The organism is Streptomyces katrae, from assembly GCF_002028425.1.
Lineage (GTDB): Bacteria > Actinomycetota > Actinomycetes > Streptomycetales > Streptomycetaceae > Streptomyces > Streptomyces katrae_A.
This window is the reverse complement of record NZ_CP020044.1, coordinates 183370-202794: the sequence shown is the minus strand read 5'-3', so window position 1 is coordinate 202794 and position 19425 is coordinate 183370. Positions and strand designations below refer to the sequence as shown.

The window sequence follows — 19425 nt, the reverse complement described above, 5'->3', positions numbered from 1 at the left end:
CCACCGCCCGGCCCTCCCTGATCGTCACCGGCCCCGCCGCCGCGGGAAAGACCACTGCCCTTCTCCACGTCGGACGCGCCTGCCACCTCGCCCACGCCCGCACCTCACACCGACCGCACAGACCCTCCGATCGCCAGGTCCCCGTCGCGTACGTCCTGGTCCCGCCCGGAGCGACCGCGAAGACGCTCGCGGCGGAGTTCGCCCGCTACCTCGGCATCCCCATCACCGCCCGGATGACCCAGACCCAGATCACCGAGAGCGTCTGCCACACCTACAACCAGACCGGCATCCGCCTCGTCCTCATCGACGAAATCCACCGCGTCACCCCCCGCACCACCACCGGCGCCGAAACCGCCGACCTCATCAAAGACCTCACCGAACGCATCGCAGCAACCTTCGTGTACGCCGGCATCGACGTCACAAACACGCCCCTGTTCACCGGCGTCCGCGGCGCGCAGCTCGCAGGCACGGCCTCACTCATCGAGTGCGGGCCACTCCCCGCCCGCCTCGGCAACACACACCCCTTCACCGACACCATCACCGACCTCGAACCCGCCCTCGACCTTGAACAACACCGGCCCGGTACCCTCCCCCGCCACGCCACCTACCTCCACCAGCGCACCGCCGGACGCATCGGCAGCCTCACCCGACTCATCCGACAAGCCGCCACCACCGCCATCCACAACGGCACCGAACGCATCACCAAGCAAGCGTTGGACGCGATCCGCCTCGACCACCACGCCGAAACCACACACCCGCCTCGAAACCCCGCTCCGAACCGCCAATCAGCCCACTGACCAGCACAACACCAAGAACACTCGAAATGGCGCCTCGGTCCTTTAGACCCAGACGCCATCTACAACACCCACAAGATTCTCAACCAACCCGGAACAACCACAGGTCAAGCAGCAGCCAACCCCGCGAAAAGCCGTTCTCACACAACCTTCAACACCCCAGTTCACCAAGGAGCCGATACCTCAACCGCCCTCCCCCTCAACGACACCAGCCCGTCGTCGGTCACCGACAAGCGCTCCGCCGCCGCATCACAACGGCGGCACCGAAGGCGTCAAACAGAACAAAGCTGTTCTCCGTACAGATCCCGAACCACAAGTCCGGAACGCCCGAGAGCCCGCAGCAGAGCTTCTGCTGCGGGCTAAGGGCTCCTCACGGTGCTATGGCCGTCCGCCGGCTTATGGTCTTGCGGTGATTACTGTTCGAACAGTTCGCCGAGCGGTACCCCGGGGTCGAGCTTCTGCGCCAGACAGGAGGCATGCACGTAGAACTGTTGCATCTCGACCCAGCCCGGCCGCGAGGCGGTGAGCTGAACGAACTGCGGATCCGACGTCGTGAGGGTGTCGGCGCAGATCGCGCAGGAGTAAGTAGTCTGACTCACGTTGCATTCGCTTTCTCTCAGCCCTGAAGGCCGTACCATCTGCCTGCGGCGATTTGCCTCTGGATCCAGTCGTCCTTTGAGACTTGGACCGTCTTGATGTTCCCAGTGCCGGGAACCCTGATCGCGACGTGGCTGGTTCCATCCCCCTGGCTCCAGATGTGCACCTGGTTTCCATTCTCATCGTAGAGAACGCGTTCGGCGTTCTTAACGATGTCGTTGGCGTCCAGGCCCCGATCGGCTCCGCGTACGGTCGAGTGGATCGTGCTCTTGTTCTCCGCCTCGCGCAGGGCTGTGTTGATCCCGTTGCTGAAGCGTTCAATACCGTCACCTGCGGTGTACGCGCCTCCGACGATCAGGCCGCTCATCACGGCGATTGCCGGGGCGCCAGCGAAGCAGCCGACCCCAGTTAGGCAGATTGCCCCACCGGCGACGTCGCCTCCCGCACCACCGATCATCATCGCGGCGCCACCGCCGGTCTCTGCCGCCCCGATCCATACGTCCGGCTGACTGAAGATTGCCTGGAGGTAGGCACCGGTGGTGCTAGCCGCGTTCTTCAACCAATCCGGTACCCAGCTGTTCTCTTCGGAGGGCTCCGGATCGTTCTTCGTGTACTGCTTCCAGAACTCCTGCTGCTGGCGGTAGGCCTCCTGTTCGGCCCGCTCCTTCGCAACCGCGACATCGTGCGCGTCTACGGAAGCCTGCTCGGCTTCCTCCGCACTCTTTCCGGCGGCGGTGGCGGACGCGCGGGCCTCAGTGGCCGCCGCCGCCGCCCGTTCGGCATACCTACTGGCCTGGAATGCAGAGCTCTGGGCCCGTGCGGCCGAGTTCAGGGCGCGGGCCGCGGCGTGCTGGGCTTCCGTCTCTGCCTGTCGCGCTGCCTTCGCAGACGCCGCAGCCTTGGCTGCGGAATCCGATGCGGCCTTGGCGGACTTGGTGGCCTGATCCGCGTAGCTCTTGGCTTCAGCAGCCGAAGCCTGCGCGTGACGCGCGTACTCCGCCGCCTGCCCGGACGCCTGTCGAGCCGTCGCAGCGGCCTCGCCCGCTTCGGCGGCCTTCTGCTGGGCGGTAGCGGCGACGCTCGCTGCGCCAGCGATCAGCTGCTGGATACGAATGTGGTGGGTCAAGGACAGATCGTCCTTACGAGCCGCCTTGTACTGCTCCGTCTCGACGAAGGCGTGCAGAAGGTCCGGAGGGCCTTCCAGGGCGATGCGTGCCGCCGCCTTGATCTCCGGGCAACTGTTGTCGGGGCAGTCGAGACTCAGGAGCTGGGTGGCTCGAACGCGTTCGTCCTCGGTGCGAGCGGCGAACTGGCCGGTGTTGAGGAAGGCGCGGTAGTTGTCGGTGTTTCCGGAGTCCAATGCGGCCCGGCCCCGCTCCTTCAGGATGGGACCGCCGGTCGAGATGGCCTGGGTGATGTAGAGGCGGAGGTCTTCGCCCATGGCCTGATACTGGCCAGTGGTCAGGAACGAGTCGAGAGCCGCCTGGTCGCCAGTGAGGGCCTGCGTCGCCGCTGCCCGGACCTTCGCCGAGTTGTTCTCCGCGGCCAGGTCTTCGACCTTCGCGCGAATATCCTGCTGCTTCGCGGCGGCGCGACCCGTACGGACGTAACCGACCACAACGGCGTCGTTCGCAGCGAGGACGACCTGAGCGGCGGTTCGACTCCAAGGCTGCCCGGACTTGAGGGTGCGAAGCGCAAGCTTGCGACCGTCGGCCGCGATGGCCTTCATGTCGGCCCCCGGCCGGCCTGCTGCGGTGGTAAGCGCCTGAGCGTCAACCTCCAGCGCCTTGGCCTGCTGGGCGGTGTTCGCCTGTTCCTTGTTGGCCAGCTCGGCTCGGACCGCGAGGTCCCGGGCCTTCTCTATGCCCTCGTTGGTGCGGGTGGTAAGTTCCTCCGCCTCGATCTTGCGTGCGATGTCGTGGACGGACTTGGCCTTCGCGACCGCTGCGGTAGCAGCGTCTGCGGCCGCCTTGGCGGCGTCGGCGTGGAGCTTCGCCTTGTCGGCGGCTCCGGCGGCCTGGCCGGCGTGTGCAGCGGCATCATCTGCGGCCTTCGCCGCGTTCTCAGCGTGTTCCGCAGCGCTGTTGGCCGCCGAGCGGGATTCACGGGCGGCTGCCGCAGACTCGCGAGCCAGTGCCACGGCGGCGTTCGCGGCACGCGTAGCTTCCTTGGCATGCCGTTTGGCGGAGGCGGCCGCGGCGGTTGCCTCATCAGAGTGGGCTCCGGCCTGGTCCGCGAAACTGTTGGCGCTGGCGGCAGAGTTGGCAGCGCTGTCTGCGTCTGCGCCTGCGCCTGCCGCCGCCTGGGCCGCGTCGCCCGCTGCGTCGGCAGCCTCCCCTGCCTTCTCGGAGGCTGCGGCGGCGGCCCGAGCCCCCTTGGCCGCGTTGCGCGCGTCGTCTGCCGCCTTCTTTGCCGTATCGGCGTCGGCCGCGTTGGTGACGGCGTGGGCGGCGGCGTTCTGCGCGTACGTGGCGTACCGGGCCGCGCCCGCGGCGGCCGAGGCTGCCTGGCTGGCCGCGTTGGAGGCGATGCGTGCAGCGTTGTTGGCGGCACGGGCCGCGCTGATGGCCTGCTGTGAGGCGTTCGCCGCCTGCTGTGCGGCCGCGGCAGCACGGCGAGCTGCGCTGGCGGCGCGCAGGGAGTCGCTCTTGGCGCTTTCGGTCTCCCTCGCAGCCTTCTCCGTTGCTTCCTTGGCGGCCTTGGCTGCCTTCACCGCGAGGGCGGAAGCGGCCTTCGAGGCTTCAGTCTCCGCCGCCGCCTGCCTACCGGCCTCGGTGGCCTGCTCGACGAGCTGTTCGACTGTGGCGAGTTCAGTGTCTTGCGCGCGGGCCGTGTACTGACCCACCTGGAGGAACTCGCGAATGTCCTCGGCAGAACCGTTAAGCGCAAGACGCCCAGCCTTGCGAACGTTGGTGCCGCCCGTGCTCAAGATCTGGGTCAGCTGCAGCCTCTCGTCCTGCTCCTGCTTGACGAACCTGTCTTGGTCCAGGAACCTTTTGACGTCCTCCGGCTTCCCGTTGAGGGCAGTCCGGCCCGCCTCCTTGACCTCGGGCCCAGCAGTACTGATGATCTGCGTCACGCGCAGACGCTGGTCTTCGTCCAGCGGAGACTTCCAGCCGTCCTTCAAGAACGCCTGCAGCTCCTCGTCAGTGCCGGCCAGCGCCTTCCGCACCGCTTCCTGCAGCTTTGGACCACCAAGGCTGGAGATCTGGGTCGCGGCTAACTGGTTGTCCTGTTGGGCCGCTTCGGGTGCCACCCGGTCCAGAAATCTCTGAACGTCTGAGTCGCTGCCAGTCAGGGCCACCTCAGCAGCGGCCTTCAGACCGGGACCGCCCGTCTTCCAAAGATCGAGAGCGCGGCCGCGGTCAGTCGCCTCGACGACCCGCGCGCCGCTCTCGACCGCTCCAGCCGGAGCCGCACCGAGCAGTCCGACCACCATGCTCATCGGCAGCAGGCTCAACCCTAGGGTGCGAAATGTAGGCACGGTCTTCCCGACCGCAAGCATCGGTAGTCCTCTTCGTATCAAGGTCCCTCACCTCACCGGCCGACAGCTCCCAGAGCTGCCAGCTACAAGATCCCAATCTGATGATCATAGCTAGGGGGTCTCCCTTTATTTCAACCCATATCTTTCGGCCAGCGATGCCTAACTCGCGGCGAAAAGGGACCGCAACCCGCACACCGGGGCGCATTTCAAGGCAGCGAGAATCGGCCACGCACATCGATCCGGAATAGCTTGCTCCAATTCCGACCCATCACGCGCAACACTAGGAAAACTTACCGTCTGTCCATATTTTGACCAATTGCGCGCTACCGCACGATTCTTTTAGAGGTTGACGAACTGCCAGGTCAGGGCGCTACTCTGCCCAAGAATGAGGACCTCTCGCCTGCCACACAGCGGCGAAGCGTCCAACCAGCCAATCCCCGAGAAAGGGTGCCAATGTCCCCGCTCATTCGAAGCGCAATCATCGGTGGAGCCGCTTGCGCTGCGGCGGTAATCGGCTTTCCGGCCATCGCCTCAGCCATTTCTCCCCCAGAAGCACACACCGCCACCATCGCCACGGCCGACGCCCCACCACTTGCCGCCGAAGATTTCTCATACCCGAATGCAGCAAAGATTCTTAGCGAAAAAGGAATCAAGCTAATCAAGGGTGACGGTCACCTCCTGCTTGACGATTGCAACACGGCTATCCCCCAGATCAGGGTGAGGACTGTCTCCGATGCAACCACCGGCCGATCTGGGTTGTACTGCTTCAAGGCCACGGGCAAGGCCGGCTTCGTGACGCTGGAGCTTCCCCGTGTCACGTCGCTGGAGACCACCGATCACCCCATCAGCGCCGATCTGACCGCCGAGGGGCAGACGAAGACGATCGACGTGCCTCAGGACGATTTCAAGCCTGTGGGCGAAGGTGACATCCCGTCGGGTGCCAAGCGCTCTGTCCTCGTAAGCCTGCGCGTCACCGGCTGAAGACCGCGTACGCCGGATCGCCGAAGGCGTCTCCTAGCGACCATTGTCCAGCACCAGATGTGTACGGCAACGAGGGCGATGTAGGACGACCCGTGTCGTAATACCGGGCGCAATCGCGCGCCATCACGCCCTCATCGGACTCCGCGTCACCCGCTGATGGGTCACCGCCTTCGGTCCTGTCCGCACATCTTCAACCACCGCGACTAGACAAACCACGCACGCACTCTCCCGAAAGACACTCTGTGATGCCCTCCCACTCTTCCCGTCACCCGCGGGTCGCGGCCGCCGCCGCAGTCGCTGCGGCCACCGCGATCGTGCTCACCGCAACTCCCGCCTCCTCCTTGTCCGGCGCACCGGTCACCGATGGAAGTCGCCCCTTCGCCGCGAACATCGTCTTCGGTGACCAGATCAAGGGGTGCTCGGGTGTCCTGGTCGACAAGAGCTACGTACTTACGGCGGCCAACTGCGTTTCGGCCACCAGCGAGCGGCCTGTCAGTGGCAAGATCCAGGCCAGGACCACCGTCACCGTCGGCCGTGCCGATCTGAATGCGGGCACTACCGGTGCCGTTGTCGAGGCCACCGATGTGGTTGTCCATCCGGAGCGCAACGTCGCCCTGCTGAAGCTGAGCGCGCCGGTCTCCAATGTCGCCCCGGCGCTGCTGTCCGGGCAGGCGCCCGCCGCCGGGCAGGCCTTGTATAGCGCCGGTTTCGGGCGCACCGCGAGCAGCTGGGTTCCGGGGCTGCTGAACAGTGGCCAGTTCAGCGTCACGGCCACCACCGCTGACGGGGTCGTCGATCTCCAGCCCTCTGGTGACTCGGCGATCTGCCAGGGCGATGCGGGCGGCCCGATCACGCGGGACAACGCTGGCCGGCACGAGCTGGTTGCCTTGACCACCGGGTCCTGGCTCGGCTCCTGCCTCGGTGGCCCCGAAGGTGAGACGCGCAGGGGCGCCCGTGCTGTGCGCGTCGACGACCTCGGGCAGTGGGTCAAGGACAACGTCACCGTGCCGGGTCCCGACACCAGCAACCTGACCGACCAACGTGCGCTGGCGGACTTCAACGGGGACGGTAAGGCCGACCTGGCCGCCGTCGACAAGAACGGCACCCTTCAGGTCTACCGAGGCCGCGCCGAGGGCACGTTCGAGCCGAACCCGACTGCCGTCGGAACGCCGGGCGTGTGGAAGACGGTCCAGCGGATCTTCGCCGGTGACTTCAACGGCGACGGCAAGCGGGACATCGCCGCCGTCTGGGAGAGCGACCGCATCCAGCTGCATGCTGGCAAGGGCGACGGCACCTTCAGCCTCGCAACCGTGCTCAGCCCCCAGAACGCCACCTGGGCGCAGCTCAAGCACCTCACGCGGTACAAGCTCGACCCCTCGAGTGCGAAGGACGGGGTCCTGGCGACCCGCCCCAACGGCGATCTGTACGCCTACAAGGTCGGCACGAACGGTCAGCTCGACTTCAACGGCGGCAAGAAGATCTGGCCCGACACCTCGTTCCAGAGCGTCATCATCCTGGGCACCGGCGACTTCAACGGCGACGGCCGTGACGACGTCGTAGGCGTCTGGGAGAACGGCGCCCTGGTCCGCTGGACCGGCAACGCCGCCGGGACCCTGGACTCCGGCGGTCTTGCCGCGGCAGGCACCTGGACCGACCTGAAGATCGTCACCGGGGACGTCGACGGCGACGGCAAGATCGACATCGTCAGTTGGAAGGGCAACAAGATGTCCTTCCACCGCGGAAGGGGCAACGGCACCTTCGAGGGCGTAGGCGTCCAGCTCTGACGCACAGACCCGCCGTCACATGTAATCGGGACACTCCCGGCAGTGCGGCAGTGGCTAAGCGGCGACGGGACGGCCGTCCTATTCGCACACACCTTGCGACCTCCCGGGTGGGAGGCGCCTCCGTGGCGCCTCCCACCCGGCGTTCTTCCACACAATCAAGGACTGAAGTGATCTCCAACCTGATGCGGCGCGCCAAGGGCGCGCTCGCAGTGACCATCACCGCCGGCGCCCTGCTCACCGTCACGGCTCCCGCCCAGGCCGCGCCCGCACCAACGCTCACAGCGGCCGGCGCCATCGTGATCGACGGCACCAACGGGGCCACGCTCATGGCCAAGGACGCCGACACCAAGCGGCCGATGGCGAGCACCACAAAGATCATGACCGCTATGGTGGTCACCTCCCTGCCGGGCCTCAACCTCGACCAGAAGGTCACGGTCAAGCAGGAGTACCTGGACTACGTCTACGTCCAGGGAGCGAGCTCGGCCCAGCTGAAGGCGGGGGCGACCCCGACGGTCCGTCAGTTGCTGTACGGGATGATGCTGCCGTCGGGCTGCGATGCCGCGTACGCCCTCGCGGACACCTTCGGCTCCGGTACGACCATGGCGGCCCGGACGGCGGACTTCATCGCCACGATGAACGCCAAGGCGAAGGAGCTGGGCATGGCCGACACCGTCTTCGACTCCTTCGACGGCATCTCGCCGACCGGGAAGAACCTGACCAGCCCGCGTGATCTCGCGAAGCTCACGCGGCAGGCGATGGCCGACCCGCTGTTCCAGACCCTGGTGAAGACCACCACGTACAGCACCGGCGGCACCGCGACCGTGGGCAGCTGGAGCAACACCAATCTCCTGGTCCAGCCGCGTCCGACCGGATACGGCTACCCGGGGGCGATCGGTGTCAAGACCGGCACCACCACCGCTTCCGGCAAGTGCCTCGTCTTCTCCGTCACCCGCAACGGCAAGACCGTCATCGGTGTCCTGCTGAACGACGAAGAGCGCTACATGGACTCCATGGCCCTGTCGGACTGGGCCCTCGGCCCGGCCACCGGCTCCAAGAACGCCCTCCAGCGCAGCAACACCGAACCGATCCCCGACGTCCTCGACTGACGGCCGTCGCGGTGCGCTTGACCTCGGCTGTGCCCCCGGTGGCGGGCGGTCCGGCACGGCCGAGGCCGGGTTGCTGCAGTTCATCGGTTCGACCGGCAGAGACGGTCCTGAGCTCGATTCCCGCCACCCGCCAGGTGGGTGTCAGTGCGGTGTAGACCCCCGGCGCAGGTCCCAGCGATGAACAAGTGCCTGACGAGATGACGCACGTGTTGTTCCTCTACTCGAGGCCCACATCACCGCTCACCTACAACGGAAAGATCTCGCCATGAGCTTCGGCGACCCGAACGACCCGTACGGCCGGCCTGGTTACCCGCAGCAGGCCCCGCAGGGCGTACCGCCGCAGTACGGCCACCCGCAGCAGGCCGCCCCGCAGTACCGGAAGGCTACGGGGTTTCTTGATGCTCGGGATCCCCGTCGTCGTAGTGGGAGGGATACCCGCCTGGCAGCACGATCAGCCTGTGGACGGCCTGGCCGACGTCTCGGCACCGGAACTCGGTGAAGAGCTGGAAGGAGGAGACCGGACGGCGCATGAGGGTGGACTTCCGGCCCCATTCCCCAGACGGATGCTTTCCTGTCTTCGCCGGCCTCGACGCCTGTGTCGCAGTGCGGGTGAGCTTCTTCAGCTCGGGCGGGTAGCAGTATTCCGCTTGGGGGATGGGTTCTGGTGGAAGCGTCCGGAGGGGTGGGTCGACGGATATAGTGGGGGTCCAAGTTACTCAGGCGCGGAAGGCCCTCCACCATGGTGGAGGGCCTTCCGTCTTGTCGGGTCAGGCCACCTGGAGCTTCGGCGGACCCTGGGGGCTGGGCGGGGTCTGCTGGTAGGCGGGGAGTCGGAGATTGGGGAGCTCGCCCGCCTGGATGCGGGCCAGCGTGACGCGGAACGCCGCGTCCATGTCCTGGGGGTTCTCGTACTTCGCCGCGAGCGGGTGGAGGCGGTAGGAGTTGCCGTTGCGCTCCCCGCTGCGTGGGCGCAGCACGATGTTCAGGTCGCAGAGCGGTGCCATGAGGCCGCTGACGGCCTGGGGGGTGACCCCGTACTCGGCGGCCATGTCCTTCTGCCGGACCGGCAGCGCGCCTCCGAAGTCGCTCCGCGAGACCAGGTACTGGAGGAACTTGACCGCGGACCCCGACAGCGGCAGGGCCCAGATGCGCTCCGCGATGATGGGAGACATGACGTTAGCCATGGGAGAGCCTTCCTCGTGAACAGGTACCCGTAGCGGGGCCTGGCAGCAGCACTATCACCCGGTACGCCTCCTTCGGCGAAAGTCCTCCTCGGCCTCGAACCCGAGGTCGAGCTCCTCCTGGTGGGCTGCTTGCGGGCCCACCGCGTACGGAAACGTCTCGGCGTCGTGGTCGTGCCGGTCGGCGATCTCCGCGAGTACGTCGTGCTGTGCCGTGCTGTTGCCGTGGAACCACAGCCGCACGTTGATCTGGATGCGGCCGTTTCCGGCCTTCTCCACCCAGTTGTAGCCGCACAGCGCCTGGATGGCGCGGTTGACGGTGGAACGCGTGATCATCTTGCCGCCCTTGCGAGCGGCGATGGTGTTCAGCCCGTCGGTGATCTCCTGCTGCGTGTACTGGGCGATGCCGGTGCCCGGCACCTGCCCGCCGGCCACGAAGAGGAACACGCAGAGCTGGGACTTGGTGATGCTGTTGGCCACGGCGAGTTGGGCCAGCAGCTGGGTGAACCAGTTGCTGGCCAGGCTGTAGCCGGCGTCCCCGGCCATGTCGTGGACGGACCTGGGGTCCGCCGCGTACTCGAAGTGGACCCCCTTGAGCCGTCGGCGTCCTGCGGGGTCGGCGGCTTCGGCGGCCTCGGCGACCTTCTCGCCGAGCTGCTCGCCGAGGACCGCCAGGATGTCTCCGAATTCGGCTTCGCTGCCCCCCTCGGTGGGGGCGGGTACGGGCCGGGGCCCGCGCCGGCGACGGGCGGGCGGATCAGATGTCACAGGACCTCCTTGTTACTCAGGCGGTCCGAGGGTATCCAAAAAATCAACTGCTGCTTGTCTTTTGCTGCCGCGGCGCGCCGGAGGGCACCTCTGGACGGGGGCGTTCGAACGCGGCGCCAGAAGTACACGGTGGGTGGAGTTTTCGGGTCGCCGCGCGACAGAAGTCCACGTCAGGTTGATTTCGGGTGCCGTGATGGCGATACGTATGTGTATACAGCATGGATCTGGGTGCACCGCCCTGACCTGCGGTGTTGGCGGGCGGGTGCGGGGCTGGGAAAAATCAAGCAGTGCTTGAGTTTTTCGCGAAATGTGCTCGCCAGGTACACATTTCAGGGGCCGGAATGTGTCCTGGGGGACACATCACCTCGGACAAAACCGCAGGTCAGAGGCTTAAAATCGCGGCGGCCTCTTACTAAAAGAGCAACCGTCAAGCTGCCTCGGCGCGTGGGTGGTTGTGGCTGTGCCCCGTCTTGTGGGGTGGCCGCCCCGGGTGTTGGCTTGTCCAGGCTCTCGGAACCCCGGCCCCTTGCAACCTCAGCCGACGCACGTTCGGCGACTGGCTGCCGCAGCCGACAGTGATGCCCCGGCTCCCCCTCCTCAGGTCCGTCCGGCATCAGCCCCCCCTTGTGCCTGGCCCTCATGCCCAGTGAGGGCGCCCAGCGCCCGAGGGGTGCACCGGCGACCGTCAGGGAGCCGGGGCAGGGCGTGAGGGGGAGCGGGTCCAGGGCGCCTGAGCGCCTGGCGAGGGGGTCTGGGGGGCGAGCAGCCCCCCATGCCAAGGCCGGTCCAGCGCGGCCAGGCGCTGGCGGGGTCCAGGGGCTGGCCCCTGGGACGTACGGTCCGCGGGTGAGTGCGTACGAGAACCCCGACGGCGAAGTTGTCGTGGGGCATCACGGGCAACGTCTGGCAAATCCGGGCGACATGACGGGGCGGGCCTCTTCGCTTTCCTCCCCTGCGGTTAGTAAGGTACCCGCATGACCGCTCCATACGATCCGGAAGTCAGGGAAAAGGTAGTCGCCAAGCTGCCGGCCACCCTGCGGCAGGAACTCAAGGTCCGCGCAGCGCAGTTGGGCGTGGACATCCAGGACGCCGTGACCGAGGGCGTCCACGCCTGGCGGGCCGACACGTCCGCGGCGACGGCCGTCGACACCGCGGGGGCCTCCTCCTTCTCGACGTACCTGCCCACCGGGCTGTACGGGGACTTCAAGGAGGACTGCCGGGCGCGGGAGGTCCCGTACAACCAGGGCCTGGCCCAGTCCATCCGCCTCTGGCTCGACACCCATCCCTCCCCGGCCGGCCGCCGTCGTCCCGCTCACGAGGGTGCCCGCCGGATCGTGGTCTGCAATCAGAAGGGCGGTGTGGGCAAGAGCGCCATCAGCAACGGCCTTTCCCAGGCCCTCGCCGAGACCGGTGCCCGCGTGTGCGTGATCGACTTCGACCCGCAGGGGCACCTGACGCGTCACCTGGGTGCCGGGATGCTCGGCATCAAGGAGCCCAGTCTGGCCAAGCACATGCTCGGTGAGATCGACGGCCGGATCCGCGACCTGCTCGTCCCGATCGAGCACGGGGTGTTCGCGGGCCGCCTCTTCCTGCTGCCCTCCTGCAAGGACGCCTTCCTCCTCGACGCCCGGCTGGCCACGACCCGTCACGTCCGGACCAAGGAGACCGCTCTGGAGAAGGCCCTGGAGGAGCTGGAGAAGGAGTTCGACTACATCGTGGTCGACTGCCCGCCGAGCCTCGGCTACACCATGGACACCGCCCTCTACTACGCGCGCACCCGTGAGGGCGAGGCCGCCAAGACGTCGGGCCTGATCATCCCCGTGCAGGCTGAGGACACCTCCGCAGACGCGTACGACATGCTCAGCGAGCAGCTGGAGGACCTCGTCGACGACCTCGGTATCGAGATCGCGGAGCTCGGGTTCGTGGTCAACCTGTACGACAGCCGCAAGGGCTACGTCGTCACCTCCTCCCTCAACAGCTGGAAGGAGTTCGGCGATCCGCCGGTCATCACCGTCATCGCCGATCTGAAGGAGCAGCGCGAGGCCGTCCGCGTCAAGCTGCCCCTCCTGCACTACGCGCCGGAGTGCGAGCAGGCCGAGGCCATGCGTGAGATCGCCCGGAGGATCGCGGCATGAGCAAGAGTGACCTCCTCGGCACCGGCGCGGCCTTCAGCAACGCGCGCCGGACCGCAGGCCGGAGCGAGCGCGGGCGGGCGAAGGCCGTCGCGCAGGGCGACGTGCCGGCGTACGAGCTGATCCGCGTCCCCCTCGACCAGGTCTGTCCCACTCCCCTCAATCCCCGCCGGAACTTCGGCACGGACGAGGAGAAGGCCCGCTTCGGTGAGGAGCTGCGGCAGGCGCAGCTGTCGGCGTGTGTCGTGGTCAGTCGGGGCGCGTATCTGGCGCTCTGGCCGGACCATGAGGGCCGGATCGGTGCGGCCGCGTACGTCCTCATCAACGGGGAGCGGCGATTCCGCAGCGCGCTGCATGTGGGGTTGGAGTCCCTGGACTTCGTCGTCCGCGACGACCTGGCGGGCTCCCGTACGGACTTCATCGACCACCTGCTCGCGGAGAACCTCGAACGCGAGGACTTCGACGTGATCGAGCGCGCGCGGGGTGTGCGGCAGCTGGTCGACTCGTGCGCGGAGCAGGGCCGGGAGCACGGGGCGAAGTCGCGTGCGGCGGAGCGGCTGGGCAAGTCTCCGTCGTGGGTCACCAATCAGCTGGTGCTGCTGGAGCTGCCCGAGGAGATCCAGCGCATGCTCAGCTCGGGGGAGATGCCGGAGCGTGACGGGCGTCTTCTGGCGCGCGCCGCGAAGGACCGTCCGGGGGCCGACGGGGCCGCCCTGCTGGACCTCCTTCGGGAGAGCAAGGCGCAGGAGGCCGAGGTGAAGGCCGCGCAGCGGGAGGTGCTGCGCGAGGCCCTCGAGGTGCGCGAGGTGGCTCCGGTGCGGGTCGCGGCGGCGGACGATGTGCCGGGCCCGGGTGGGCCGGAGGAAGGGGCGCCGCAGCCCCGACTTTTGTCCGCGGACAAAAGTCGGGGGGCGGGGACGGCGTCGGCGGGGGGTGCGGAGCCGGGTCCGGGTGCGGGTGCGGGTGCGGGTGCGGGTGCGGGTGCGGGTGCGGGTGCCGTCGCCGGGCCGGGTGCGCATGCGGTGGCCGGGCCGGGGGCGGGTGCCGTCGTTGAGGCGGGTGCGGGTGCGGGTGCGGGTGCGGGTGCGGGTGCGGGTGCGGGTGCGGGTGCCGTCGCCGGGCCGGGTGCGCATGCGGTGGCCGGGCCGGGTGCGGGTGCCGTCGTTGAGGCGGGTGCGGGTGCGGGCGGGAGCCGGGACCGGTTCGCCGAGGGGGTGCGGACGTCGGAGGCGGCCGCTGCGGCCACGGCGGATGAGCCGGAGACGGTGATTCCGGTTCAAGCGACTCGGCTGGAGACGGGTCCGGTGTCGTGGAGCGACCCGCAGGCGGTCTTCGAGGCGATCCGCCAGAACATGCCGCCGAAGCAGCGCGCGGAGCTGACCATGCTCCTGATCGACAGCAACGGCCGGACCGGGCACCGCTGAGTGCCGGTCCCTCCGTGGCGACGGCCCGACTTTTGTCCGCGGACAAAAGTCGGGCCGTTCCTGTGGGTGGGGGGAGAGGGAGGCAGGGGAGGGGAGGGGGCGTTCGCCGACTTTTGTCCGCGGACAAAAGTCGGCTCGGGGCGGGAGCGGGGTCGGCCTAGGGAAACGCTGACGGGGGCGTTGTTGGATGTGGGTATGACTGAATCACAAGGACAGGAACCGGCGGACGCCGAAGGCCGGGCGGCCATCAGGGCGGCGGACGGGGATCGGGACGCGGTCGCGGAGCGGTTGCGCGTGGCCGCGGGGGAGGGGCGGCTCGATCTGGCCGAGTTGGAGGAGCGGCTGGAGCAGACGTACGCGTCGAAGACGTATGCGGAACTGGAGGGTCTGCTCGCGGACCTGCCTGCGGACGGTGGCTGGCCCGGGGACGGGACGCTGGTGCTCAAGACGCACCTGACGGCTATCCGGCAGTCGGGGGCCTGGGTGGTCCCTCCGCGGATCGTGGCCGAGTGCGGGATGCTGAACATCCTGATCGACTTCACAGCGGCCACCTGCGCGCACCGTGAGGTGACCCTGGAGGCCTCGTGCGGGATGGGGACGGTCCAGGTCGTGGTGCCGGACGGGTGGGAGGTGCGGATCGACCCGGCGAGCACGAACACGGCGCGCGTCGCCAACCGGGCGGACGGGCCGGTGGATCCGACGGCACCGGTGCTGACGGTCGTCGGCCACCCGCGCTCCGGGTGGATCCGGATCAAGCGGGCCCGCCGGTAGGAGTGCTCACCGAGGCCCTCCCGCGACGGGGGAAGGCACGAGAGGGCCTCGGGTTCGGGCGGCCGGTCGGCGGGGGAGTCGACCGGGCGCCCTGTGGTGACAACGGTACGGATCGCGGGCGCCGCCGGGGATGGAGTTCGGAGTACAGGTGGGGTGGTGAAAACTGCACCCCGCACGAGATCGGCACGATCGGCGCTCGAACGGGCCGTGGGAAACTGGGCCGGTGCTCGCTCCGAACTCCCGGGAACTACGACGTGAGGCGCCGACCGGAGCGGTCGGCGTCCTGACAACCCTGCGGGCGCACGTGATGGTGCCGCTGCGCGGCGCGGCGCTCGCGGCCTTGGGTCTGCTGGGGCTGCTGGCCCTGCTGCCGGCCGCGGTCGCGGTGGGTGTCGGCGCGGTGGGTGCGCTGGACCTGTTCCGGCGTCTGCCCCGGTTGCGGCGCGAGCTGGCCGGGCGGTGGTCGGAGGTGCCCGTCGACGATCCCTACCTGCCCGAGCCGCCGGAACCCCGGCAGCGTGACAGCGGGCTGTACCGCGACGGCAGGCAGCTGTACGCCTCGTACGGCTCGGCGGTGCGCCGCAGGCGGGTGCGGCAGGTGCGGCGGGATCCGGCGACGAGACGGGACCTGGCCTTCCTGCTGTTCGACCCGTTCGTCGGGGTTCCGTTGGCTTCGCTGCCCGGGGCGTTGGTGGCCGGTGGTCTGTACGCGGTGGTCGCGGCCCTGTGCCGGGCGGCCGGCGGTGTCGGCCTGCCGGGGACGGCGTGGGCCGGTGCGGTGGTGGTGGCCGGGGTCGGGCTGGTGTCGCTCGCGACGGGGCTGACGGTCGGGCCGCTGGTGCTGTGGGTGCACGGGTGTTGGACGCGGCTGCTGCTGGCCCGCCGGGTCGCGCCGGCGGTGGTGTCCGACGGGGGTGCGCTGGGCCGGCGTCTGCGGATGCTGGGCGCCGGGGCCTTCCTTTCGCTGCTGTCGGCAGCCGGCGCGGTGCTGGCCGTCGTCCAGGTGGTGGCGCTGGTGGTCGGGGTGTGCACCGGGCTGGTGCTGCTCTTCCCGAAGGCCGTGGGGTTCGCCCGCCGCTTCGTCGTGCTGAGCCGGCGGCTCGCCGGCGACTGGCTGGGTGTGGAGATCCAGGCGCCCTATCTGCCCGCTCCGGAGCCGGTGCGACGCGGGGCGGACGGCTACTACCAGTACGGGCGGCGGCTGTACCGCACCCCCTACCTGGTGCGGCAGTTGCAGCTGATGCGCCACACCTCGGGTGATCCGGCGGTGTGGCGGGACCTGCTGTGGTCGGCGGTCAATCCGTTCGTGGCCGCCGTGCTGCTGGCGGTGCCGCTGGTCGTCGTGGGGTTCTCGGTCTTCGGGCTCGTCGTGCCCGGGGTGCTGGACCTGGTGGCGGACGGGACGGGCCCGTACAGCTTCTGGGACGCGGCGCTGCGCCGGCTGCCGGTGGGCGGAGCCCTCGCGGGCGTCCCGTGGGCGGCGGTCGCGGTGGGCGCGGTGCTGGTGGCGGCGGTGTCGTGGGTGGCACCGTACGCGCTGCGGGCACACGCCCGCTTCGCGCTGCTGCTGCTGCGGCCGACCCGGCACGCGCAGCTGGCCCGGCGCGTGGAGCGGCTGACGGAGACCCGGGCGGACGCCACCGGGGTGCAGGCCGCCGAACTCCGCCGCATCGAACGGGACCTGCACGACGGGGCCCAGGTGACGCTGGTGGCGATCGGGATGACACTGCGGGTGGTGGAGCGGCGGCTGGGGGAGGAGGCTCCGGAGCTGCGCGAGCTGGTGGCCGAGGCCCGCCGGCAGTCGTCGACGGCCCTGGCCCAGCTGCGGGACCTGGTGCGGGGCATCCACCCGCCGGTCCTCGCGGAGCGGGGCGTGGGCGACGCGGTCCGCGCGGTGGCGCTGGACTACCCGCTGGACGTCGAGGTGACGGTGGACGTTCCCGGCCGCCTCGAGGCTCCGGTGGAGGCGTGCGCGTACTTCGCGGTGTGCGAGGTGCTCGCGAACGCCGCCAAGCATTCCGGGGCCTCCCGGGTGCGCATCGACCTGCGGCACTCCGACGGGGTGCTGCGGATGACGGTGGGCGACGACGGCCGGGGCGGGGCCGATACGGCCAAGGGCACGGGCCTCGCGGGCGTGCGCCGCCGGCTGGGTACATTCGACGGAGATCTGTTCGTGAGCAGCCCGGTGGGCGGCCCGACACTTGTGACCATGGAGCTGCCATGCGTGTTGTCCTCGCCGAGGACCAGTTCCTCCTGAGGGAGGGAATGGTGCGGCTGCTGGAGTCGTACGAGTTCGAGGTCGTCGCGGCCGTCGACAACGGACCGGAGCTGTCGCGGGCGTTGACGCGGCACCGGCCGGACATCGCCGTGGTCGACGTGCGGCTGCCGCCCACGTTCACCGACGAGGGGCTGCAGGCGGCGCTGGCGGCCCGCCGGGAGATTCCGGGGCTGCCCGTGCTGGTGCTGTCGCAGCACGTGGAGCAGCTGTACGCGCGCGAACTGCTGGCCGACGGGCGGGGCGGGATCGGGTACCTGCTCAAGGACCGCGTCTTCAGCGACGAGGAGTTCGTCGACGCGCTGCGCCGCGTGGCGGGCGGCGGGACGGCGATGGACCCCGAGGTGATCTCCAAGCTGGTGGCGCGGGGCGAGCACAGCGGGCCGTTGAGTTCGTTGACCGAGCGTGAGCTCCAGGTGCTGGAGCTGATGGCGGAGGGGAGGTCCAACGCGGGGATCGCGCAGGAGCTGCACCTGAGCGACAGCGCCGTCAGCAAGCATTCGGCGAGCATCTTCACCAAGCTGGAGCTGACGCAGGACAACAGCGACAACCGGAGGGTCCTGGCGGTGCTTGCGTATCTGAACGCCCCGCAGAACTGAGGGGCGATCGCCAGGGGGTGGAGTTTTCTGCACTGCAGGTGTGCTCACAGCTCCATTCCGGCGCCCTGGGTCCGGCCCGTAGTTTCGTGTTCAGAAGGCGGGCCACACGGTCCGGACAGGGACCAGGCCACGGGCAAGGGAGTCAGACGGTGATGACGGCGGAGCAGGAGCAGACCGAACAGCAGCAGACCGCGGCGAAGGCCAACACGAAGGCCGAGAAGAAGGGCAAGGGCAAGGACCCGAAGGCGGATCTGATCCGGACCGCGTTCATGGAGGTCGGCGTCCCCCTCGGCCTCTACTACGGCCTGCGCGGAGCCGGCCTGGGCCAGTGGCTGTCCCTGTTCATCAGCGGCGCCCTGCCCCTGGCCCAGCTCGTCTACAAGATGGCCACCGAACGCCGCGTCTCGGCCGTCACCCTCTTCACCCTGAGCATCATGGCCGCCGGCACCGCCATCACACTCCTCACCGGTGACGCCCGCCTCCTCCTCGCCCGCGAGAGCTATCTCACCGGCCTGCTCGGCCTGTGGATGATCGCCACCCTCTTCGCCAAGCGGCCCTTCATGTTCACCACCATGACCAAGATGCTGCCCGAAGAGACCGCCCGGACCTGGCACGCCAACTGGAACAACCACGCACGCTTCCGCAACGTCATGCGCTGGATGTCCCTCGCCTGGGGCGCCGCCTTCCTCATCGACTCCGCCGCCCGCATCCTCATGGCCTACACCCTCCCCGTCGACCTCGTCCCCGTCCTCTCCGTCATCCTCCTCATCGGCATGCTCATGACCGTCGTCAAGATCAGCAAGACCTACGGACGCCGCATGATGGCCGAACTCACCTGACACACCACACACACAACGAAGTGGGCCGCCCCCCTCGCGGGGACGGCCCACTTCGACGTCCGGACGGAAATCCCTGATGGTTGCGGCAGGTAACGATATGACCTTTCCACCGGCCTTTCGGTAGGCGACCACGCGATTTCGTGATCTTTGGCCTTGGATTCCCGGCAGCCCTGTCGGTGTATCCGAAGATCGCGGACGAGAATGATCGCTTCGTACCAGCCATTGGTATTCAGGGACTGGAGGGACCGAATTCCGGAATCAGGCGACGGTACGCGCGGCGGAGGCGGATCCCCGCTGCGAGCGCTCGGTCTTCATGCCCACGCGCCGCGGCTCGATCGTGCGGGGGTCCACGGCCTCGCCGGGGGCGCCGGCACGGTAGAGGCCGTCGGGTTCCGCGTCGCGGTCGTGCGGCAGCAGGTAGAACACGCGGCGCTTCTGCAGGCCGCTGTCGGGGTCGGCCTCCGAGGTGTCGCAGAGCTCGGCGAACCCCACCATGCGGCCGTCCCGGTAGTAGCGGGGCTTGCCGCGCCTGCGCGGGGTCTTGTCGAGGGCCTGGCGTACGTAGTCGAGTCCGGCGGGATCCTCCAGCCACACCACCCTGTCCTCGTGGGTGAGGTCGCTTGCCTGCAGTAGCGAGCTCATGGCTTTCGCCCCTCCTCGGGTTGGGTGCACGCCGTGCTCTTCGAACTG

Annotated in this window: 15 protein-coding genes; 10 read left to right on the top strand and 5 right to left on the bottom strand. The window is 68.7% G+C overall.

The annotated features are described in order from the left end of the window. Window positions 1–797, top strand: a 797-nt coding sequence (locus B4U46_RS35950) for an ATP-binding protein (protein WP_079432464.1), incomplete at its 5' end; no start/stop codon positions are given. A gap of 410 nt (window positions 798–1207) precedes the next feature. On the opposite strand, the gene B4U46_RS35945 is transcribed toward B4U46_RS35950, so the two are convergent. Both B4U46_RS35945 and B4U46_RS35940 read right to left on the bottom strand, forming a co-directional pair. Next, complete coding sequence (locus tag B4U46_RS35945) at window positions 1208–1393, bottom strand: hypothetical protein (protein ID WP_079432463.1); 186 nt, start codon at window positions 1391–1393, stop codon at window positions 1208–1210. A gap of 17 nt (window positions 1394–1410) precedes the next feature. Next, window positions 1411–4836 carry an ALF repeat-containing protein gene (locus B4U46_RS35940; protein WP_159402164.1) on the bottom strand — a complete coding sequence of 1142 codons (3426 nt, stop codon included), beginning with the start codon at window positions 4834–4836 and terminating at the stop codon, window positions 1411–1413. Window positions 4837–5328: 492 nt separating this feature from the next. On the opposite strand from B4U46_RS35940, the gene B4U46_RS39795 reads away from it, so the two are divergent. The 3 genes from B4U46_RS39795 (at window position 5329) to B4U46_RS35925 (ending at window position 8746) form a co-directional block, all read left to right on the top strand. After that, window positions 5329–5856: a hypothetical protein gene (locus B4U46_RS39795; RefSeq protein WP_237293465.1), complete on the top strand. Its 528-nt coding sequence runs from the start codon at window positions 5329–5331 to the stop codon at window positions 5854–5856. Between the two features lie 245 nt (window positions 5857–6101). Beyond that, complete coding sequence (locus B4U46_RS35930) at window positions 6102–7640, top strand: FG-GAP-like repeat-containing protein (protein ID WP_079432461.1); 1539 nt, start codon at window positions 6102–6104, stop codon at window positions 7638–7640. Between the two features lie 182 nt (window positions 7641–7822). Beyond that, entirely contained in the window at window positions 7823–8746 is a 924-nt protein-coding gene (locus B4U46_RS35925; RefSeq protein ID WP_079432472.1) for a D-alanyl-D-alanine carboxypeptidase family protein, read from the top strand. Between the two features lie 767 nt (window positions 8747–9513). Here the strand turns inward: B4U46_RS35925 and B4U46_RS35915 are convergent. Together B4U46_RS35915 and B4U46_RS35910 are read right to left on the bottom strand one after the other, a co-directional pair. After that, window positions 9514–9930 (bottom strand): hypothetical protein, encoded by a 417-nt coding sequence (locus tag B4U46_RS35915; protein ID WP_079432459.1) that lies wholly within the window; start codon window positions 9928–9930, stop codon window positions 9514–9516. A 54-nt stretch (window positions 9931–9984) separates the two neighbouring features. Further along, complete coding sequence (locus tag B4U46_RS35910) at window positions 9985–10695, bottom strand: hypothetical protein (RefSeq protein ID WP_079432458.1); 711 nt, start codon at window positions 10693–10695, stop codon at window positions 9985–9987. 974 nt (window positions 10696–11669) lie between these two features. Between B4U46_RS35910 and B4U46_RS35905 the strand changes: the two genes are divergently transcribed. The 6 genes from B4U46_RS35905 to B4U46_RS35875 all read left to right on the top strand — a co-directional run bounded on the left by B4U46_RS35905 (window position 11670) and on the right by B4U46_RS35875 (window position 18735). Further along, window positions 11670–12830, top strand: coding sequence for a ParA family protein (locus B4U46_RS35905; RefSeq protein ID WP_079432457.1), 1161 nt, complete (start codon window positions 11670–11672; stop codon window positions 12828–12830). Continuing rightward, the gene (locus tag B4U46_RS40150; protein ID WP_261340957.1) at window positions 12827–14251 is read left to right on the top strand and encodes a ParB/RepB/Spo0J family partition protein; all 1425 of its coding nucleotides are present in this window, start codon (window positions 12827–12829) and stop codon (window positions 14249–14251) included. Before B4U46_RS35905 ends, B4U46_RS40150 begins: the two co-directional genes overlap by 4 nt. Window positions 14252–14446: 195 nt before the next feature. After that, window positions 14447–15022 carry a DUF1707 SHOCT-like domain-containing protein gene (locus tag B4U46_RS35890; RefSeq protein ID WP_237293463.1) on the top strand — a complete coding sequence of 192 codons (576 nt, stop codon included), beginning with the start codon at window positions 14447–14449 and terminating at the stop codon, window positions 15020–15022. Between the two features lie 223 nt (window positions 15023–15245). After that, window positions 15246–17279 (top strand): sensor histidine kinase, encoded by a 2034-nt coding sequence (locus B4U46_RS35885; protein ID WP_123996033.1) that lies wholly within the window; start codon window positions 15246–15248, stop codon window positions 17277–17279. Continuing rightward, window positions 17243–17896: a response regulator transcription factor gene (locus B4U46_RS35880; RefSeq protein ID WP_079432455.1), complete on the top strand. Its 654-nt coding sequence runs from the start codon at window positions 17243–17245 to the stop codon at window positions 17894–17896. Before B4U46_RS35885 ends, B4U46_RS35880 begins: the two co-directional genes overlap by 37 nt. 152 nt (window positions 17897–18048) lie before the next feature. Beyond that, complete coding sequence (locus B4U46_RS35875) at window positions 18049–18735, top strand: VC0807 family protein (protein ID WP_079432454.1); 687 nt, start codon at window positions 18049–18051, stop codon at window positions 18733–18735. A gap of 258 nt (window positions 18736–18993) precedes the next feature. Here the strand turns inward: B4U46_RS35875 and B4U46_RS35870 are convergent, their stop codons facing one another. After that, window positions 18994–19377: a DUF6009 family protein gene (locus B4U46_RS35870; protein ID WP_079432453.1), complete on the bottom strand. Its 384-nt coding sequence runs from the start codon at window positions 19375–19377 to the stop codon at window positions 18994–18996. Window positions 19378–19425: the final 48 nt, after the last annotated feature.